General features: G+C 44.5%; 18 protein-coding genes and 1 riboswitch. Of the genes, 9 read left to right on the forward strand and 9 right to left on the reverse strand.

Annotated elements, in window-relative coordinates:
• The first annotated feature begins 14 nt into the window (after positions 1 to 14).
• Genes ihfB through pyrF form a run of 4 tightly spaced genes read left to right on the forward strand, consistent with a single transcriptional unit; the run spans position 15 to position 2,532 of the window.
• Positions 15 to 305, forward strand: a complete 291-nt coding sequence (gene ihfB, locus ABUE30_RS00770) for an integration host factor subunit beta (protein ID WP_408621748.1) — start codon at positions 15 to 17, stop codon at positions 303 to 305.
• Positions 306 to 365: 60 nt separating this feature from the next.
• Entirely contained in the window at positions 366 to 653 is a 288-nt protein-coding gene (locus tag ABUE30_RS00775) for a LapA family protein (protein WP_408621750.1), read from the forward strand.
• A gap of 6 nt (positions 654 to 659) precedes the next feature.
• A complete protein-coding gene (lapB, locus tag ABUE30_RS00780; protein WP_408621751.1) occupies positions 660 to 1,826 on the forward strand; it encodes a lipopolysaccharide assembly protein LapB in 1,167 nt (388 codons plus the stop codon).
• A gap of 4 nt (positions 1,827 to 1,830) precedes the next feature.
• On the forward strand, positions 1,831 to 2,532 hold the full coding sequence (gene pyrF, locus ABUE30_RS00785; RefSeq protein WP_408621753.1) for an orotidine-5'-phosphate decarboxylase: 702 nt from the start codon (positions 1,831 to 1,833) through the stop codon (positions 2,530 to 2,532).
• A 22-nt stretch (positions 2,533 to 2,554) separates the two neighbouring features.
• On the opposite strand, the gene rrtA is transcribed toward pyrF, so the two are convergent.
• Both rrtA and queC read right to left on the reverse strand, forming a co-directional pair.
• Positions 2,555 to 3,091 (reverse strand): rhombosortase, encoded by a 537-nt coding sequence (gene rrtA / locus ABUE30_RS00790; RefSeq protein ID WP_408621754.1) that lies wholly within the window; start codon positions 3,089 to 3,091, stop codon positions 2,555 to 2,557.
• A gap of 26 nt (positions 3,092 to 3,117) precedes the next feature.
• Positions 3,118 to 3,777: a 7-cyano-7-deazaguanine synthase QueC gene (gene queC / locus ABUE30_RS00795; protein ID WP_408621756.1), complete on the reverse strand. Its 660-nt coding sequence runs from the start codon at positions 3,775 to 3,777 to the stop codon at positions 3,118 to 3,120.
• A 68-nt stretch (positions 3,778 to 3,845) separates the two neighbouring features.
• On the opposite strand from queC, the gene queE reads away from it, so the two are divergent.
• A complete protein-coding gene (gene queE / locus ABUE30_RS00800; protein ID WP_408621758.1) occupies positions 3,846 to 4,514 on the forward strand; it encodes a 7-carboxy-7-deazaguanine synthase QueE in 669 nt (222 codons plus the stop codon).
• A gap of 261 nt (positions 4,515 to 4,775) precedes the next feature.
• On the opposite strand, the gene ABUE30_RS00805 is transcribed toward queE, so the two are convergent.
• The gene (locus ABUE30_RS00805) at positions 4,776 to 5,183 is read right to left on the reverse strand and encodes an H-NS family histone-like protein (protein WP_408621759.1); all 408 of its coding nucleotides are present in this window, start codon (positions 5,181 to 5,183) and stop codon (positions 4,776 to 4,778) included.
• A 220-nt stretch (positions 5,184 to 5,403) separates the two neighbouring features.
• Positions 5,404 to 5,577, forward strand: a riboswitch (Lysine riboswitch).
• 66 nt (positions 5,578 to 5,643) lie between these two features.
• Here ABUE30_RS00805 and ABUE30_RS00810 point away from each other — a divergent pair.
• From ABUE30_RS00810 to ABUE30_RS00825, 4 genes are all read left to right on the forward strand, one after another.
• Positions 5,644 to 7,224, forward strand: coding sequence for a Na+/H+ antiporter NhaC family protein (locus tag ABUE30_RS00810; RefSeq protein ID WP_408621761.1), 1,581 nt, complete (start codon positions 5,644 to 5,646; stop codon positions 7,222 to 7,224).
• Between the two features lie 53 nt (positions 7,225 to 7,277).
• A complete protein-coding gene (locus tag ABUE30_RS00815) occupies positions 7,278 to 7,868 on the forward strand; it encodes a thymidine kinase (RefSeq protein ID WP_408621763.1) in 591 nt (196 codons plus the stop codon).
• Positions 7,869 to 8,073: 205 nt separating this feature from the next.
• Positions 8,074 to 9,030 (forward strand): patatin-like phospholipase RssA, encoded by a 957-nt coding sequence (gene rssA / locus ABUE30_RS00820; protein WP_408621765.1) that lies wholly within the window; start codon positions 8,074 to 8,076, stop codon positions 9,028 to 9,030.
• Positions 9,031 to 9,174: 144 nt separating this feature from the next.
• On the forward strand, positions 9,175 to 9,456 hold the full coding sequence (locus tag ABUE30_RS00825) for a YfcZ/YiiS family protein (RefSeq protein ID WP_408621767.1): 282 nt from the start codon (positions 9,175 to 9,177) through the stop codon (positions 9,454 to 9,456).
• A 78-nt stretch (positions 9,457 to 9,534) separates the two neighbouring features.
• Here ABUE30_RS00825 and ABUE30_RS00830 read toward each other — a convergent pair whose 3' ends face one another.
• The 6 genes from ABUE30_RS00830 to ABUE30_RS00855 are packed head-to-tail and all read right to left on the reverse strand — an operon-like array spanning position 9,535 to position 16,270.
• Positions 9,535 to 11,142: a BatD family protein gene (locus tag ABUE30_RS00830; RefSeq protein ID WP_408621768.1), complete on the reverse strand. Its 1,608-nt coding sequence runs from the start codon at positions 11,140 to 11,142 to the stop codon at positions 9,535 to 9,537.
• Positions 11,139 to 12,974 carry a VWA domain-containing protein gene (locus ABUE30_RS00835; protein WP_408621770.1) on the reverse strand — a complete coding sequence of 612 codons (1,836 nt, stop codon included), beginning with the start codon at positions 12,972 to 12,974 and terminating at the stop codon, positions 11,139 to 11,141. The genes ABUE30_RS00830 and ABUE30_RS00835 overlap by 4 nt, the downstream gene beginning before the upstream one ends.
• Positions 12,971 to 13,960: a VWA domain-containing protein gene (locus ABUE30_RS00840; RefSeq protein WP_408621772.1), complete on the reverse strand. Its 990-nt coding sequence runs from the start codon at positions 13,958 to 13,960 to the stop codon at positions 12,971 to 12,973. Before ABUE30_RS00840 ends, ABUE30_RS00835 begins: the two co-directional genes overlap by 4 nt.
• Positions 13,957 to 14,427, reverse strand: a complete 471-nt coding sequence (locus ABUE30_RS00845; protein WP_408621774.1) for a DUF4381 domain-containing protein — start codon at positions 14,425 to 14,427, stop codon at positions 13,957 to 13,959. The genes ABUE30_RS00840 and ABUE30_RS00845 overlap by 4 nt, the downstream gene beginning before the upstream one ends.
• Positions 14,414 to 15,313, reverse strand: a complete 900-nt coding sequence (locus tag ABUE30_RS00850; protein ID WP_408621775.1) for a DUF58 domain-containing protein — start codon at positions 15,311 to 15,313, stop codon at positions 14,414 to 14,416. Before ABUE30_RS00850 ends, ABUE30_RS00845 begins: the two co-directional genes overlap by 14 nt.
• A complete protein-coding gene (locus ABUE30_RS00855) occupies positions 15,314 to 16,270 on the reverse strand; it encodes an AAA family ATPase (protein WP_408621777.1) in 957 nt (318 codons plus the stop codon). It abuts the gene before it with no gap.
• Between the last annotated feature and the right edge of the window lie 448 nt (positions 16,271 to 16,718).

A 16,718-nucleotide genomic window follows, 5' to 3' on the forward strand; every position in this document is an offset into this window, starting at 1 on the left:
CTCTTGGGGTGTATATGACCAAATCTGATCTGATAGAACGGCTAGCCAGTAAATATATCCATCTTTCTGCAAGAGATATGGAGCTAGCAATTAAAGAGATTCTCGAACAGATGGCGAGTTCATTACAAGATGGTGATCGTATTGAAATTCGCGGTTTTGGTAGTTTCTCGTTACACTATCGTGCACCGCGAGTCGGTCGTAACCCTAAAACTGGTGAAAAAGTAGAGCTTATTGGTAAATATGTTCCACACTTTAAACCCGGTAAAGAGTTACGTGACCGTGTAAATACAGCACCACAGCGATAAGTTAACCGGTCTCACTCGCCGATATGAAAGTGAACCCGGTTTGATCTTGGGAGAGCATCATTGAAGGCTTTAGTTATTCTGGTTATTGTGATCGTTTTGTTTGTTTTAGCCCTTATTGTTGGTGCGCAAAATGATCAGGTTGTTTTGGCTCATTATTTAATTGGTCAAGTGCAACTTCGTTTATCGTGGTTAATGGCACTCATGTTTTTGTTTGGATTTATTGTAGCGTGCCTTGGTTTTGGTTTTTTCTATACTAAAACCCGCTTTCAAGTCGGGCAGTTACGTAGACAGTTGCGTAAACAACAACGCGAGTTATATAAATTTCAAAGCAAACCGAACGGAGACTGATACTCTGTGTTTGGATTGCTGTTTTTACTTCTGCCTGTTGCTGTTGCTTATGGTTGGTATATGGGCCAACGCAGTGTCAGACAACAGCGTAAGCGTAAATCCCATCAACTTTCTCGCCAATATGTCGCGGGTCTTAATCTGTTGTTATCTAATCAATCTGATAAGGCCGTTGATCTATTTATTGATATCCTGCAGGTCGATTCAGAAACGATTGAAACTCATTTAGCGCTAGGGAATCTTTTTCGTCAGCGAGGAGAGGTTGATCGTGCCATTCGAATTCACCAAAATCTAATTGCTCGTCCAAGCCTTGATGTAGAATTGCGTCAGCTGGCATTATTGCAGCTTTCTCGAGATTACCAAGTCGCTGGCTTATTTGATCGAGCAGAATCGATACTGATCGAATTAACTGATGAGCCAGAACACTCTGAAAGTGCCTTAAAAAGCTTGTTGTCATTATATCAACAAACGCGAGAATGGCATAAGGCGATTGATATTGCCGAGCGTATTTCTGTGCAATGGATTAGTGATATCCATGTTCAAATTGCCCAATTTTACTGTGAGCTGGCGGCGCAGCAAGAAACACTCGGTGAAGTCAAACATGTCAAAGGGTTGCTTCGTAAGGCACTTAATCATGATCGTAATTGTGTTCGTGCTCGCGTTTATTTAGCTCAATTATTGATAGAACAACAACGACATAAAGAAGCGGTTCGTTGGCTAGAGCCTTTGCCCGATATTGATGTGGATATGTTAAGTGATTATATTCAGCTGATTGAACAGGCTTATACTGGGAGTGATAACCCCCAAGGTTTGCTTGATTATTTAGACCGTTCTATTCGTCAAGGTGCTGGTGTTTCAGTCGCGCTGAAAATGGCTGAATTAATCGAAAAGGACCATTTAGCCAATGCACAGCGACTTATATTGGATGAGCTTAAACGTCGTCCGACCATGAAAGGCTTTCATAAGCTCATTGATTACCATGTTGAACAAGCAGAACCCGGTCAAGCGAAGCAAAGTTTACAAATACTACGAGATTTGGTTGCTCGTCAGATTATGGTGCGGCCACGGTATCGCTGTCACCAGTGTGGTTTTTCCAGCCATGCCATGTATTGGCATTGCCCCTCGTGTAAAAGTTGGGGCACAATCAAACCTATCCGCGGACTAGATGGAGAGTAATATAATGCAGGACCCTAAAGTAATTGTTGCTTTGGATTTTAATGAGCGAGCGCGCTGTTTAGCTCTGGTAGAGCAATTAACTCCAACGGCTTGTCGATTAAAGATTGGCAAGGAGATGTTTACTCGATTTGGGCCTGAGTTCGTTCGTGAATTGCAGTCACGTGGATTTGAAATTTTTCTGGATTTAAAATTTCATGATATCCCCAACACGGTTGCTAAGGCTGTGCAGGCAGCGGCCGATCTAGGCGTTTGGATGGTAAATGTGCACGCCAGTGGTGGACGACGGATGATGCAAGCGGCCAAAGATGCTCTGAGTGACTATCCTAATCCCCCCAAATTAATTGCAGTGACCGTATTAACGAGTATGCAACCTGATGAGTTGCAAGAGGTGGGTTATTCTACTGAGTTGGCTCAGCAGGTCGAACGGTTGGCTAAATTGACTGAGCAATGTGGGTTAGATGGTGTGGTTTGTTCTGCGCAGGAAGCCGCACAACTTCGTGAATACCTCCCTGAGAGCTTTTTATTAGTGACCCCTGGTATTCGCTTAAGTCATGCGCCTGAGGATGACCAACGTCGTATTATGACGCCAACAGATGCTTTGAAGGCTGGGTCGAGTTATCTTGTGGTGGGTCGTCCTATTACTCAAAGTGCTGAGCCATTAGTGGTACTTGAGTCGATTAATGCATCTCTAGCTAAAATGGCATAGGCGATAAAGTCTTTCTGTGGGATCAGCATTTGTTGCGATCCCACAATTTCTGTCCAAGATATAGACTGATTGCGATAATAGCAAAGGTGCGATGCACAGATGTTGCTACCGGCATATGAATGAAGTGTTGGTCGCCTAGTCCATTAGGATGAAAATACTCCAATATAAGCTTGCATGAAACGGCTATTAAAATAGCCCCAGATTCCCATTTTAAATCTCTAAATTGGCGCAGGGCACAAAATACAACTAGTCCATGTAGTACCCCTGACAATCCAACATAGTCATTGAGCGAACTGTCGAAAAGTAACACACTATTTGCTAAACCTATCAGTAAAATGATCAGCAGAAGCCATTCTGTGGCTGAGTAACGCTGCGCAAACAATATAGTAATCACAGTAAGAGCCGCCATATTCATCGTGTAATGCAATAGATCGGCATGAACGAGTACGCCGGTGAAAAGGCGCCACCATTGTCCCTGAATGATGAGGGCTCGGTTCCAACTGAGCTGATCCATCCAAGGCTGGCAAATGAGTGCAAGCACGGCAATTGCAACACTCACAGACCAGCTTGGGAGGCGGAAAAGCTTCAGCTTTCATACTCCAATGGATCGGTTTGATGATTTAGAGCAAAAGCTTCTAAACGTTCTTGGCAAGCACCACAACGCCCACAAGCCTTCTCACGTCCGTTATAACATGTCCATGTTTGACTGTAGTCTAAACCCATTGCCAAACCATCCTTGAGAATGTCGATTTTACTCAGATTTAGGTAGGGACTGATAATATCAACTGCGTCATAGTTAGCAATTTGACTCACGGCATTCATTTTGTCGACAAATTCAGGACGACAATCGGGATAGATTGCGTGATCGCCAGAATGAGCACCATAATAAACTTTACTCGCGCCAATTGAGACGGCGTAACCAATCGCAAGAGAGAGTAAAATCATATTTCTATTAGGCACAACAGTCGATTTCATGCTGTCTTCAGCATAATGTCCTTCGGGAATGTCCATATCTGAAGTCAGTGATGAGCCTTGCAGTAGCTGATTGATGGCTGTGATATCAATGACCTTATGGTCAATCCCGAGCTCGCGTGTAACTTTGCTCGCGACATCAATCTCTTTTTTATGCTTTTGGCCATAATTAAAAGTAAGTGCAAAGGGTTGATATCCTTCACGAATAGCTCGATTTAAGACGGTGTAGGAGTCCATGCCTCCTGAGTAGATAATAACAACTTTTTCTTTCATACGGGTTGCGCTTCTATTTTTTATTCTCTATAAACACAGATTTTCGCTCAAATAAGCTTAGGTGACAAATGTCGAATGTAATTTATCGTGTCAATGAAGTATTTGAAACAATCCAAGGCGAAGGAATTTATACCGGAGTGCCATCGGTATTTATTCGTTTACAAGGATGCGATGTAGGGTGCCCTTGGTGTGACACCAAGCATACTTGGGATGTCGAAAGTGGCGATGAATGTGCTTTAGATCAGGTGGATCAACCCAGCCATGATCAAAAACGCTGGGCGAGTGCAACCGCTGAACAATTAATACAATTGGTAATGCAATATCATGCCAAACATGTGGTCATCACTGGGGGGGAACCCTGTTGGTATGATTTAAATCCACTGACGAGACGATTGAGCGATCATGGATATCAATGTCAAGTCGAAACCAGTGGAACTTATCCGATTGCGATCGATCCGCGAGCTTGGGTGACGCTATCCCCCAAAATAGCAATGCGTGGTGGTCGTGAAGTCTTAACCAGTGCGATGTTTCGAGCGAATGAGGTGAAACATCCAGTGGGCCGACAAGCCGATATTGATGCGCTTGACGCATTGCTTGCTCGCTGCCCGAGTTCCGCTGCCATTGCACTACAACCGATTAGCCAACAGCCGAGAGCGACTCAATTATGTATTCAAACTTGTATTGAGCGTAACTGGCGACTGTCAGCTCAACTACATAAATATATTGGTGTTTTATAATGATGCTGCGCTACTGGGTGAAAAACTAAAGTAGCCTGATCGGGTTGATTGAAAAGTTTATTTAGGCTGTTTTGTTTCAGTTATGACCATTCTACTGGATATAATAGTTGCTATTTAGTCGCATTGGTTTTGCTGATTAGAAAAGGACAAAGAATAGATTTTATCTAATATATTCAATTTTGTGGAAATAGTTACAGTGATAATTACATTCTTAGCAATAAAAAACCGGCTATTTAGCCGGTTTTTTGACAAAGAGATAATCTAGATCAAGAAATCATCTTTTGTCTTGCCTTCATTATCAATCGCTTGTTGAATGGCAGCTGGTGTACGTCCTTGGCCTGTCCAAGTTTTTTCAACGCCGTTTTCGAAATAACGATATTTAGGCGGTAGCGGAGCACGTTTGCGACGGCCTTGTGTGACAGGTTTAGTTTCTAATACTTCCACTAATTCGGATGGGTCAATACCATCTTGTTCCATCAATTCTTTATAATGCTGAATTTTTTTCAGCTTCATTTCTTCTTGTTCGCGGCGCGTTTCTTCAAAATCACGGCGTTCCTGAACAATAGCGTCCAATTTGCTGAGAGTTTCTTCCATTTGCTCGAGAGAAAGTTCTTTGGTGGCAGCTTTTAAACTGCGCGCATTTAAAAATGTTTTAAGGAAATCACTCATGGTCGGTTCCCGCTGTTAGTTTAGTTACAAATGTATATTAATTATAAAATCCAAGTAATTTTTATTCAATATAAGATATTTGTCAAATTATCTTAGTATTTTGATCTAAAAAATATTAATTATATAAATTGGTAATTAGCTATAGTTTTCTTGCTCTAACGCTAGCAGAAATAAAATAACTTGAAATTTTTATCGCAAGGGGTAGGATGGCGGCCCAAATCTTATGCGTAGAGGCGCATTAACTATCAGTATGTTCTTTGAGGGTGATGCCTATGACAAGAGCAAAAAGGAGTTAATGCCGAAATTGAGTGAACGTTATCAATCGTCTCAATTGGTTGTGTGGCCGAAAGGTGCACGACTGTCATGGTGCAAACTATGGAGAACTACAGAGAAGATGCTTAACGATTATTTTCGTTTCTTTGTCATCTGTAGAACTTCTATAACAGATGATAGAGAAATCATGGATTTAACATCGTATTCCCATTCGGCTTATTCGCTTTTACCACCAGCTATCGCACTCGTTATGGCGATATTGACCCGGCGTGTTCTAATATCGTTAGCTTGCGGCATCGTAGTCGGGGCTGCCTTATTGAAACAATTTATGGTAGTTGGGGGCATTGAATATTTATTGGATCTTGCGAAACACCTAGTTTGCTCTGATGACAGCTGGAACAGCTGGAACATTAATATATTATTATTCCTATTATTACTCGGTTCCATGACCGGATTGATGCAAGTCAACGGTTCCACAGTTGCATTCGCTAATTGGGCACGCCAGCGGATCAATACGCATCGCGGAGCTTCATTATTGACAGCATTGCTTTGTTTTGTGGTTTTTATTGATGACTATTTTCATAGTTTAGCGGTCGGTAGCATCACCAGACCGGTGACTGATCATGCTAAAATATCACGAGCGAAGTTGGCTTATCTATTAGACTCCACTGCAGCGCCGATGTGTGTCATCATGCCAATTTCAAGCTGGGGAGCTTATATTATTGCGCTTATTGGCGGTATTTTAGCTGCACATGGGATGGCCGATATATCGCCATTGAATGCTTTTATTAACATTATTCCGTTAAATTTCTACGCCTTATTTGCATTAATCATGGCGTTTTCAGTCGCTTATTTTAATATAAATATAGCGGGAATGGCTAAACATGAACAGCAAGCGAGCCTCGGGCATTTATTTGATGAGCATAAAGGGATCCCAGCGGGGACATCGACAGGATTTAAAGCAACGGTTACCGGCACTCCTTGGGGGCTAATATTACCCTTGCTAATATTAGCACTAGCAACATTTTGTGCTTTTTTATTGACAGGATATCAGGCGTTACCCGACGGAACCTCGGTAACTATTTTTAGTTTATTAAAAAATACAGATGTTGCTTTTTCGTTAGTTATTGGCGGCTTTGCTGGGTTGATTGCATCAGTTATTTTTAGCTGCTCTTTAAAAGTGACGCTGGGGTGTTTAAGTTATACCATTCTACGTGGTGCTCAATCGATGCTCGGTGCAATATGGGTGTTACTGTTTGCTTGGTCTATTGCAACGGTGATTAGAGATATCCATACCGGCACGTATTTGGCTAGCCAAGTTAAAGCAATTGCTTTACCCCCGGCTTTGTTACCCATGATTCTATTTATAATTGCTGGCGTTATGGCGTTTGCAACAGGGACTAGTTGGGGAACGTTTGGGGTGATGTTGCCCATCGCAGGAGATATTGTCGCGACGAGTTATCCCGAAATGATGTATCCGGTGTTGGCGGCTGTTTTAGCCGGTTCAGTTTTCGGTGATCATTGTTCCCCTATTTCAGATACCACCATTTTGTCATCAACCGGGGCAGGTTGTCACCATATTGACCATGTTATGACGCAGCTTCCTTATGCATTATTGACTGCATTTATTAGTGCTATTGCATATTTGGTCATCGGTTACACAGGATCTTTGTGGATGGCGATTAGTGCCGGTTTAATCTTGTTATGTATTGGTTTGGTATGGTTTAATCAGCGGCCAAAAGTGAGTACGTTGGCCGCTTCTGCATGATTGGTTATAAGGGAGCAATGCTCCCTTTTATTAGAATAAAGAAAGGGGGTGACATGGCGTCATTACATTATAAATATGCAGCAATGAATTCTGGCAAATCAACACAGTTGATTCAGGCTCATTTTAACTATGTTGAACGGGGAATGACGCCATTGGCGATGATTCCGGCGATCGATGATAGGGCTGGTCAAGGCGTTATCTGCGCTCGAATTGGTTTAAGCTTAGATGCTTATGCATTTCAGGTGCAAGAGGATCTTTATCAATTAGTGGCAACTTGGCCTGATCCTGTTGATGTAGTTATTGTCGATGAAGCGCAGTTTTTGACTAAGGTGCAGGTTTATCAATTAGCCCATATTGTTGATCAATGCAAAATTCCAGTGATAGCCTACGGATTAAAAACAGACTTTAAATGTGAGTTATTTGAAGGTGCCTATCATCTACTCTGCTTAGCCGATAAGTTTGAAGAGCTCAAAACAGTTTGTTGGTGTGGAAATAAAGCGCATTTTAATGCTCGAGTTGACCAAGAAGGCGCAATTTTACGAGATGGCGAGCAAGTTGAAATTGGTGGGAATGAACGCTATATCGCGCTATGCCGTAAACATTTTCTACAAGGGATGGCATTTCCCCCTCGTCATCAACAATAATCAATGATCTTCGTTTCATCAGCCTTGCTGAAATCGTTTGTCTGTTATCTAGCGATCTCTTGTGATCATAAAATATGGTCTATAACGATGCCGACGACTGATCTCAAATAGGCCTTTAAAACGATATAAATAATCGAGACCAATTCTTTTTTGCAACGTATTTTCTGTTAAAGTTGTCATCAAGTTTGATTGGCATGAGTAGTCTATGTCTTGGCAATTATCGTCTTCTTCTCCCCGCCTTGGTGTTGCATTAGGTAGTGGTGCTGCCAAAGGGTGGTCTCACATTGGGGTGTTGTTAGAACTGAAAAAATTAGGGATAACACCACATTATGTTGCTGGCTGTTCCATCGGTGCCTATGTCGGCGCGGCTTATGCCAATGATCATCTAGAAGAGCTTGAGCAATGGGTGCGAACATTAACAAACTGGCAAGTGTTTAAATTGTTAGATTTGGGATTACGTCAAGGCGGATTACTTTCTGGTAAAAAAGTATTCTCAATGACAGAAGCATTGTTGGGGGCTAGACGTGTTGAAGCCTCTCGCATCCCTTTCGCCGCTGTTGCTACCGAGCTGTACACTGGGCGTGAAGTGTGGTTGAAACGGGGAAATATGCGCCGGGCAGTGCGAGCGTCCTGCGGTATGCCTGGCTTGTTTTCGCCCATCCGTTGGCATGGGCAGTGGCTTATCGATGGTGCCGTGTCTAATCCGGTTCCCGTTTCGCTTTGTCGTGCAATGGGGGCGAGTCACGTTATTGCTATTGATCTGCAAGCCAATCGATTCAATCACCATCGGGCAGTTTATCCGCCATTGCTACTTGAAGCGCAACGCATGCCCTCGGTGGATACTCGGGCTGACACAATGTTTTCTCGGATGATGGGGGTTGGTCAGGGTTATATTCAATCGGTGATAGGGCGATTAGGTAAACATAAGCGTCAGCAAGGGCCTATACAACCTAATATGATGGCTGTGATGTCAGGGGCGTTAGATATTCTTGAAGATAAGTTAAAACGTGCTCGCATGGCAGGTGATCCACCTGAAGTGATAATTACCCCACGTGTTGAAGATATTGGGCTGATGGAGTTTTTTCGCGCAGAAGAGGCCATCGAGGCCGGCCGACAAGCCGTTCGAGAACGCCGTGATCAATTAGAGTTTTTTCGTCGTTAGTGACGTATCGCAAATTGATCGCATAATGTTGTTATTGATTTAAGTCAATGTGAATTGAATTGGTCACTCGCTTCGCTAGCGTTACATCAACTAACAAGCGTATAGTGACTACAATAAAACTGGCTGATGAGTCAAGGAGTAAGTATGAAGTCTCAAGCTGAAGAGTGTTTAGCCTGTAGTTGTGTTGAGATCGGCAGTGTGATTGATGGGTCTGAGTGTTCGACACCGATTGATCAAACATTTGCTCAACGTGAACAAGCTCAGCAAGCGTTAGACGCTTTGAGTGCCAAAGTGCGTAAATCTGAAAATGAACCTGCACAGATTGATGTGAATATCGTCCCTCAAGGTGATGCATTCCAACTTGTTGGTGAGGTTGTATTTAGTTGCCAAGCTGAAAACTTGATCTTTCAAATGTCACTGCGTTAGTGACTGTTCGCTAGAGTCGTTGCTCGATGGTGTTCTAATTTACAAAAAGCCCTTTGGTTTAACCAAAGGGCTTTTTTATTAAGGATTCAATGGCTCGATAAAGTCACGTTTTGATGTGCTCGACTTAGCGCGACTTAGCGCGAGGGCGCGCGCCAAAAATGTCTGTCCATCCCATGGTTCCTCATCATTTTGTGGCTGCCAAGCTAACGCGGCCAACTCAGCTAATAAAGGTTTAAACCGCGCTTGCTGTTCACTCGATTGTTGTTGCAGATAGCGGCGTAAGTAATGTTCAGCTGGTTTAGGTTGATGAGCTTTGGCTGCATTGGCGAAGGCTTGCCAGTTATCACCTTGAGGCTGTGGTTGCAATGTGTCGACGTCTCGTTGTTCGCGGCGCTTCTCACGATATATCCATCCTTCACGTATGAACCAAAGCAGTAGAGTCATTCCCCATAATGTCGGCCAAACTATTGAACCTGAACCTTTAGTGTTCCCTGCGTCACTATTTGAACTCACGGTTGGATGATCATTTATTTGGCTATTTCCAGCTACCTGACTGCTGCTTTGAACGGTCAATGTGAGGGGGGTAATGGTACTGCGCTGCTGCTTGGCATCGTGAGTATCCCACCATGTTATGGTTTGACCTGGAATCACAACTTTTCCAGCCTGCGTTGGGATCAGGGCAATACTGTAGACGCGCTGCGCATAAATTTTCCCATCCTTAATAAACAGATGATCGCTGGGTTTTTCAGGATACACTCGGACATGCTTCGGATAGGTGAAATTGAGCTGAGGCAGCTGCGCCGTATTGGCCCCTTGAGCGGTGATGGTAATGGTTCGAGTGAGCGCTTGACCGCTTTGATAGGGACCATGTTCTGGAGAAATATCATCTTCAATGGTGAGCCGCTCAGCACTTAGCCAAGGCTGAGTAAATCCAGTAGGTTGGGGCTGAACCGTGATGTCAATCGCTTTGCCCTGTACGGCAACTGGCTGCTCACTTAAACCAAATGTCGGGTCAATGACCCCAGCATCACCCGTTAGACGAGGCCCGTGCACGGTTAAATGCCCTGCGTGTTGGGGGGTAATAAGCCAATGGCGGGTGAGGGTGCGATAACGGCGGCCATCAATGACTTCAACTTGTTGTTGATCCTGACCCACTTGACTAATTTTGGCGCCTTTGGCGGTTGGTGCATTGAAATCGGCGTTGCTTAAGCTGGTTGCAACCAGTATTTTGGCAGTGTAGAGCAGTGATTGATCAACCCAGGCGGATGAATGGTTGATCTGTGTTTCAATTTTAACTTGTTGCTGAACTGGGTTTTGTCCATGATAGGCAATGGCATGGATAGTGATCGGTTGAGTTGAGTTTCCAGCGATGCTAAATGCCGGAATTTGATAATCGCCGGGCTGTTGCACTAATAGTGTTGTAACCCACTGTGTTTGCCGCTTCGTTGTCCCATTGACATCGCTCATTTGACGACTTGTTGAGGTTTGTCCAACGACGAAATGCTGACGTAACAAACTGCTACTATCAAATTCAGAGGCTGAAATCGATGCATCAGCTGTCACCGTGAGTGTGAATGCTCGGCCAACATAGACCGGGTTTTGACTGACGGTTGCGATAACATGTGCAGTTGCAGCTTGCACGGCTGCGCTGACGAATAGGAGTGCGAAGAAAATAAAACGGATCACCAGTTTTCCTCCGATGACGAATGATGGTGCTGTTGTTGGTAGTCTAATTGCAACTGATTTTTCAATAACAAACTCGGGTCATTAGGAATTTGTTCCATCCAGTGTTGCAACTGTTTTTTATCGGCATAATTAGGAGCGCTTTTTTCTGTAGCCGCATTCTGTACAGCGGATGATTTTTGTTGAGCTAGACCTTGATCTTGCGATGCACTTGACGGTTTATTTGGGTGGCTTGAATCGTCATGGTTAGTATCGCGAGTGTTTGACATTGATTGTTCCGCCGCCTTATTAGGTTCTGTTGGTGTGCCAGAATGTCGTGCTGGCGAACTGTGATCTTTTGTTTCTTTAGAGGATGAATCCGTCTCAGAAGAGCGCTGTCCGGATGAGGACTTAGCTTGCGGATCCTTATTGGAACTTGAAGATTTTCCTTTATGAGGTTGCGGTGGTGTCTTTGATGATGATTGATCATTTTTTGATGATTGCTGTTTTTGTCGCTGCTTAAGTAGTGATTCGATTAACTGCTTGTTATGGACTGCATCACTTAGTTTTGCATCTTTAGCCAATGCCTTATTATAAGCGTGGATGGCATCTTGATATTTGCCAAGGTGTGCATAAGCATTGCCGCGGTTATACCAGCCTTGAGCACTGTCATCCTTTTCGAATAATTGTAATGCTTGTTGGTAGTCGCCTGTTTTATACCAAGCACTGGCTTGCCACTGCGGATCTTCAAATAACTTAGCCGCCTGTTGATAATGATGCTCGTGAAAGGCTTGATTAGCACTCTGAGATTGATTGAGCCACAAACTGGCCTGCGCCTTTGGTATAGTGCCCATCATTGCCACACATAACGCAAGTGTTAGCATAGGGAGTTGCCGGAATCGCCATAGCCATAACAGCAAGACAGGAAGAATAAGCCAATAGCCAGAATCAAGCCATTGACGCTGGCTGGAAAGAGCGTCGCGTCCATGGACTTGGTGATTTAAAGCTGATAGATGGGCCAGATTGCTGATATCACTATCAGAGGGTTGTACCCATTGACACAAACCATTCGTAGCTCGGCACAATGGTGCCACTGCATTAAGGTGTACGGATGCAATGACAATGTTACCGCGATTATCTTTTAGTAATTGACCGTTAGCTAACGGAATAGGGGCGCCACTTTGACTCCCCACCGCTAAAAATGAGAAACGATAGTGATATTTTTTCAATAATTCAGTAATTTTAGCTTGCTGATCAATCGGTGTACTATCACCGATCACCACAATATCACCATGTTGATAGCCGCTTTGCTCAAGCAACTTAATGGCCTGCGCCACCCCTGCGGCCAGATCAGAGCCTTGCTGAGGCATAATCGACGGCTTCAGATAGGGAACTAAATTAGCCACGGTTGCTTCATCGGTACTAATCGGACTGATCGTAAAACCACCGCCAGCAAATGCAACCAGACCCGTTTCACCTCCACGCCAACTTTTCAACAAGTCGAGCGCTTTATAACGAGCAATATGCAAGCGGTCTGGTTTGGCATCAGTAGCGCGCATGGACATTGACATATCCATGACTAAAACGCGCGCATTACCGCCTTGCATCGCTGTGATCTGTGCTTTCTTGATGCTGGGGCCTGCTAATGCGACGAGAGTTAAACTGAGGATGAGCGTCATTAACCAAGGCCAACCTTGCCTCACACCTGATGAGCCCAATACTAAATATTGGGTAATGGCATCAGGGAGCAAGGTATACCAACCTTGCTGGCGATGAGACCGCCATTGCCAGTACAACCAGATGCCGATGACAGGAAATAACCATAACCACTCAGGGCGGATAAAATGAATGTTCATGAGCGTCTCCAACTTAATGATAGGCGCGTAATCATAGGTGCAGCTAACATTAAAATAATGCTCAGCGCCAACGGCCATACATAGAGTTCATGCTTCGGTCGGTAGTACTGTTTTGGGCCTTTGATCGGTTCGAGCTGATCCAGTTGCTTATAGATAGATGCCATCTGTTTACTATTCGCCGCTCTAAAATATTCACCCCCCGTCATCTTTGCAATTTTTCTTAACAGGGTTTCATCAAGATCCTGGGATGGGTTGACGCGTTGTAAACCAAATATGGTGGGTTGTTCAAAACTTTTAGCACCGATACCGATGGTGTAAATGCGTACATGGTTTGCTTTTGCGACCTGTGCTGCGGCCATGGGTTGCACGACCCCAGCCGTATTTTGACCATCGGTGAGTAAAATAAGGACGCGCTGCTTAGCAGGTAAGCTCATCAACTCTTTCACACCTAAACCAATCGCTTCACCAATAGCGGTTTTATTACCCACTAATCCTTGCGTCATCTGTACGACATAATGATGGACGGTGGTGGTATCAAATGTGAGAGGTGCTTGCAGGTAGGCGTGATCGGCAAATAGAATGAGTCCGATCCGATCTCCACGACGATTTTCGACAAATTGTCCCAGTAGGTGGCGCAATGCAACTAATCGAGAAACGGGTTTAGATTTCCACTGCATGTCAGGGATCAGCATGCTGCCAGATAGATCGACGGCCACCATCATATTGCGTCCTTGACGAATGATGGGCGTTGTAGCTTGGTCTAACCATTGTGGCCGAGCTGCCGCGATTAAGAGTAATAACCACACTAGCCAAGCGAGCCATTTGATGCGAGGCCTTGCTGTAAGCGCTTGGTCTGATTCAACATAGGGTAAACTAGTGTTGATTAATGGCGCAATGGGGGATTCGGGGCGTTTGAAAAAACGCTGAATCAACCAAGGTAAGGGGACTAAACAAAGGAGCGGCCACCAAGCCAAGGTGAAATTCATATAAGTCTCCTTGGTGCTGGCAGGGCGCTACAAAACCATTGTCGAGTCGCTTTAATTTGTGCCATGGACGCCGGATACTCACTTTGATACAACGATGTGCTTAATTGGGTGGCGAGCTCAGAGCTAAAATAAACTGTTTGAGTCTGTCGATTTAAAAACTCAAACCATGCTTGCCCTGTTAATGCGGCGACTTGAGTTCGTGGATAAGCCTGTTGTGCCACCTGCTTGAGTAATTGATTGATTTGTTGGGCGCTGGCTTGTTGTAGCTCTAATGTTTTAAGCGCTTTGAGGGCTGCGCGGCGAACCACTCGGTGTTGCCAGTAGCGATAACTTAGGTAACTACATCCAAGTATGATCAATAGGCTAGCAAAGAATAGCAACCACCATCCCAGCGCAGGCCAACCACTTTCGACAGTTGTGGGGAGTATAATATCTTTGAGTCCTTGGAGTGGATCAGAAGTAGGCATGCCAATCCTCAGAGGTAGAGAGTTGATGTAACGGTAAAACGTATTGGGCTAATTGAGTCTGAAGCCGCTGTTGGCGAGCGAGTGCAGCGCTTTGATAGGCTTGTTTAAACCGTTTTGATTGAGGGCGCAACCAACTTTGGGTGGTGCCATGTGCTACAGATAATCGCCCATATGCCGCTTCAGGCAAAGAAAACTCCATAGGATCAGTGACTTGCCATAATGTGACGGAATGTCGCTGCGCGCAGTGACTTAAATGCGCCAGCTGCTTATCACTATAATGATAAAAGTCGCTGATTATGTGCAATGATGCCCCCGTGGGTAGGCGACGAGTCATCGCGTCTAGATGGTTTTGAGTGGATATTGATTGGGTTAAGTGGGTCAACTGTTGTTGATAACAGGTGCAAAGTTGTTGCAGTTGAGCCAGCCACCGAGACTGCTGCTGAGCTAAGGGTGTATAAATTGGATCATTCGTGAGTAATTGTAGGCCCGTGCGTTGGCGTTCACCAATGCTGTGCCAGCCAAGGATTGCGGCTAGTTCGCAGGCCATCATTGCTTTGATTTTATCTTGACTGCCAAAAAACATACTCACACTTAAGTCAATGGCCACAATCACTGGCCGATCCCGCTCTTCTCGGAATATTTTACTGTGAGTTTTCCCAGTACGAGCACTGACTCGCCAATCAATATGACGTATATCATCCCCTCGTTGATACTGACGGACTTGATCAAATTCCATCCCATGGCCGCGTTGCGGACTTAAAATTTGCCCTGCTTGGCGACTATGGCTGAGTTGCTTTGTCAGTCCCGGATGGTAGTGGATAAAACGACATTGCAACAGTTGCTCAAGTGACAACTCGATGGGAGATGCGCGATGAACAGCAAACATCTAAGCGACACTAACACATTGTATGAGACGATCGATCAGCATATCGCTGGTTTGCCCTTGGGCAGCTGCTTGGTAACTTAACAACACGCGATGACGGAGTACTGCGGGTGCAAGTTGTTGAATATCATCGGGCGTAACAAAGTCGCGATCGTCTAAAAATGCATATGCGCGGGCGCTGCGAGCCAGTGCAATGGTGGCGCGCGGACTGGCCCCAAATTCAATTAAAGGAGCAAGCTCGGGGTCATAGCGTTCGCTGTGGCGAGTGGCGACAATTAAATCGACAATATATTGTTTCAATGCGGGTGCAATATGAACGCTCATCACTGCATCACGCAGCTCAAATAATTGTGCTTGCGACAGCGGGGCTGGCCGATTGATATTATGGTGGCGCGCTTCGGCATCGGTAAGGTCAAGGATGGCTAATTCGTGTTCAGCTTCAGGATAATCCAGATTAATTTTAAATAGAAAGCGATCGAGTTGCGCTTCAGGAAGTGGGTACGTTCCCTCTTGTTCGAGGGGGTTTTGAGTGGCCATAACCATAAATAGTTCGGGTAGCTTATATGTTCGTCGACCAATCGTCACTTGTCCTTCTGCCATCGCTTCAAGTAGAGATGATTGAACTTTAGCCGGAGCTCGATTGATTTCATCGGCCAGTAACAAATTGTGGAAAATTGGACCGCGCTGAAACGCAAAATCAGCTGTCTGTGGACGGAAAATATCAGTCCCAGTTAAATCGGATGGTAGTAAATCAGGTGTGAATTGAACACGATGAAAATTTCCCTCAACAACTTGAGAGAGAGCCTTAACTGCTCGAGTTTTGGCTAAACCTGGTGGGCCTTCCACTAGAATATGCCCAGCACTTAAAAGCGCGATCAGCAATTGGTCAATAAATTGCGATTGACCAATGATTTGTTGATTTAAATATTGGCGTAATGGAGCTAATAATTGATGAGCCATTCGAACCTCATGCTCGCAGTCTTTAGATGAAGATAACTACTGACACTTTAAGATGCGTCAATATGTGCCTATGTTGATGCAATTTGTTGTCGTTCGTCAAGATGTTGATTCAACGTAAACCTATACTGAACAGATAAACTATACGGCTAAGCATCACGATGGTTGTTAAACCTATCAGACTTTTATCCAGACATCCAAATAGTATTAAAAATTCCAAGTATAGAGACGCTCTTTTATAGATACATGAGTCTTTTTTAATCGATCGTGACAATCTTGCCGTCCAGCGGCAATAGGTTGCCGTCTATCGCTCTGTTGATGAGAAGCACTTGGGTGTAAAGTCAGCGGCTGCGAGTGTTTAGCTACTTGGCCCGAAGGTTGCTTAACTGATGGAGTCAGTCGATTTTAGATGGCTGACAATAGGACGACTCGGCTGATGAATAAATTGAGT

It is taken from the genome of Celerinatantimonas yamalensis (genome assembly GCF_046054155.1).
Taxonomy (GTDB): Bacteria; Pseudomonadota; Gammaproteobacteria; order Enterobacterales; family Celerinatantimonadaceae; genus Celerinatantimonas; species Celerinatantimonas yamalensis.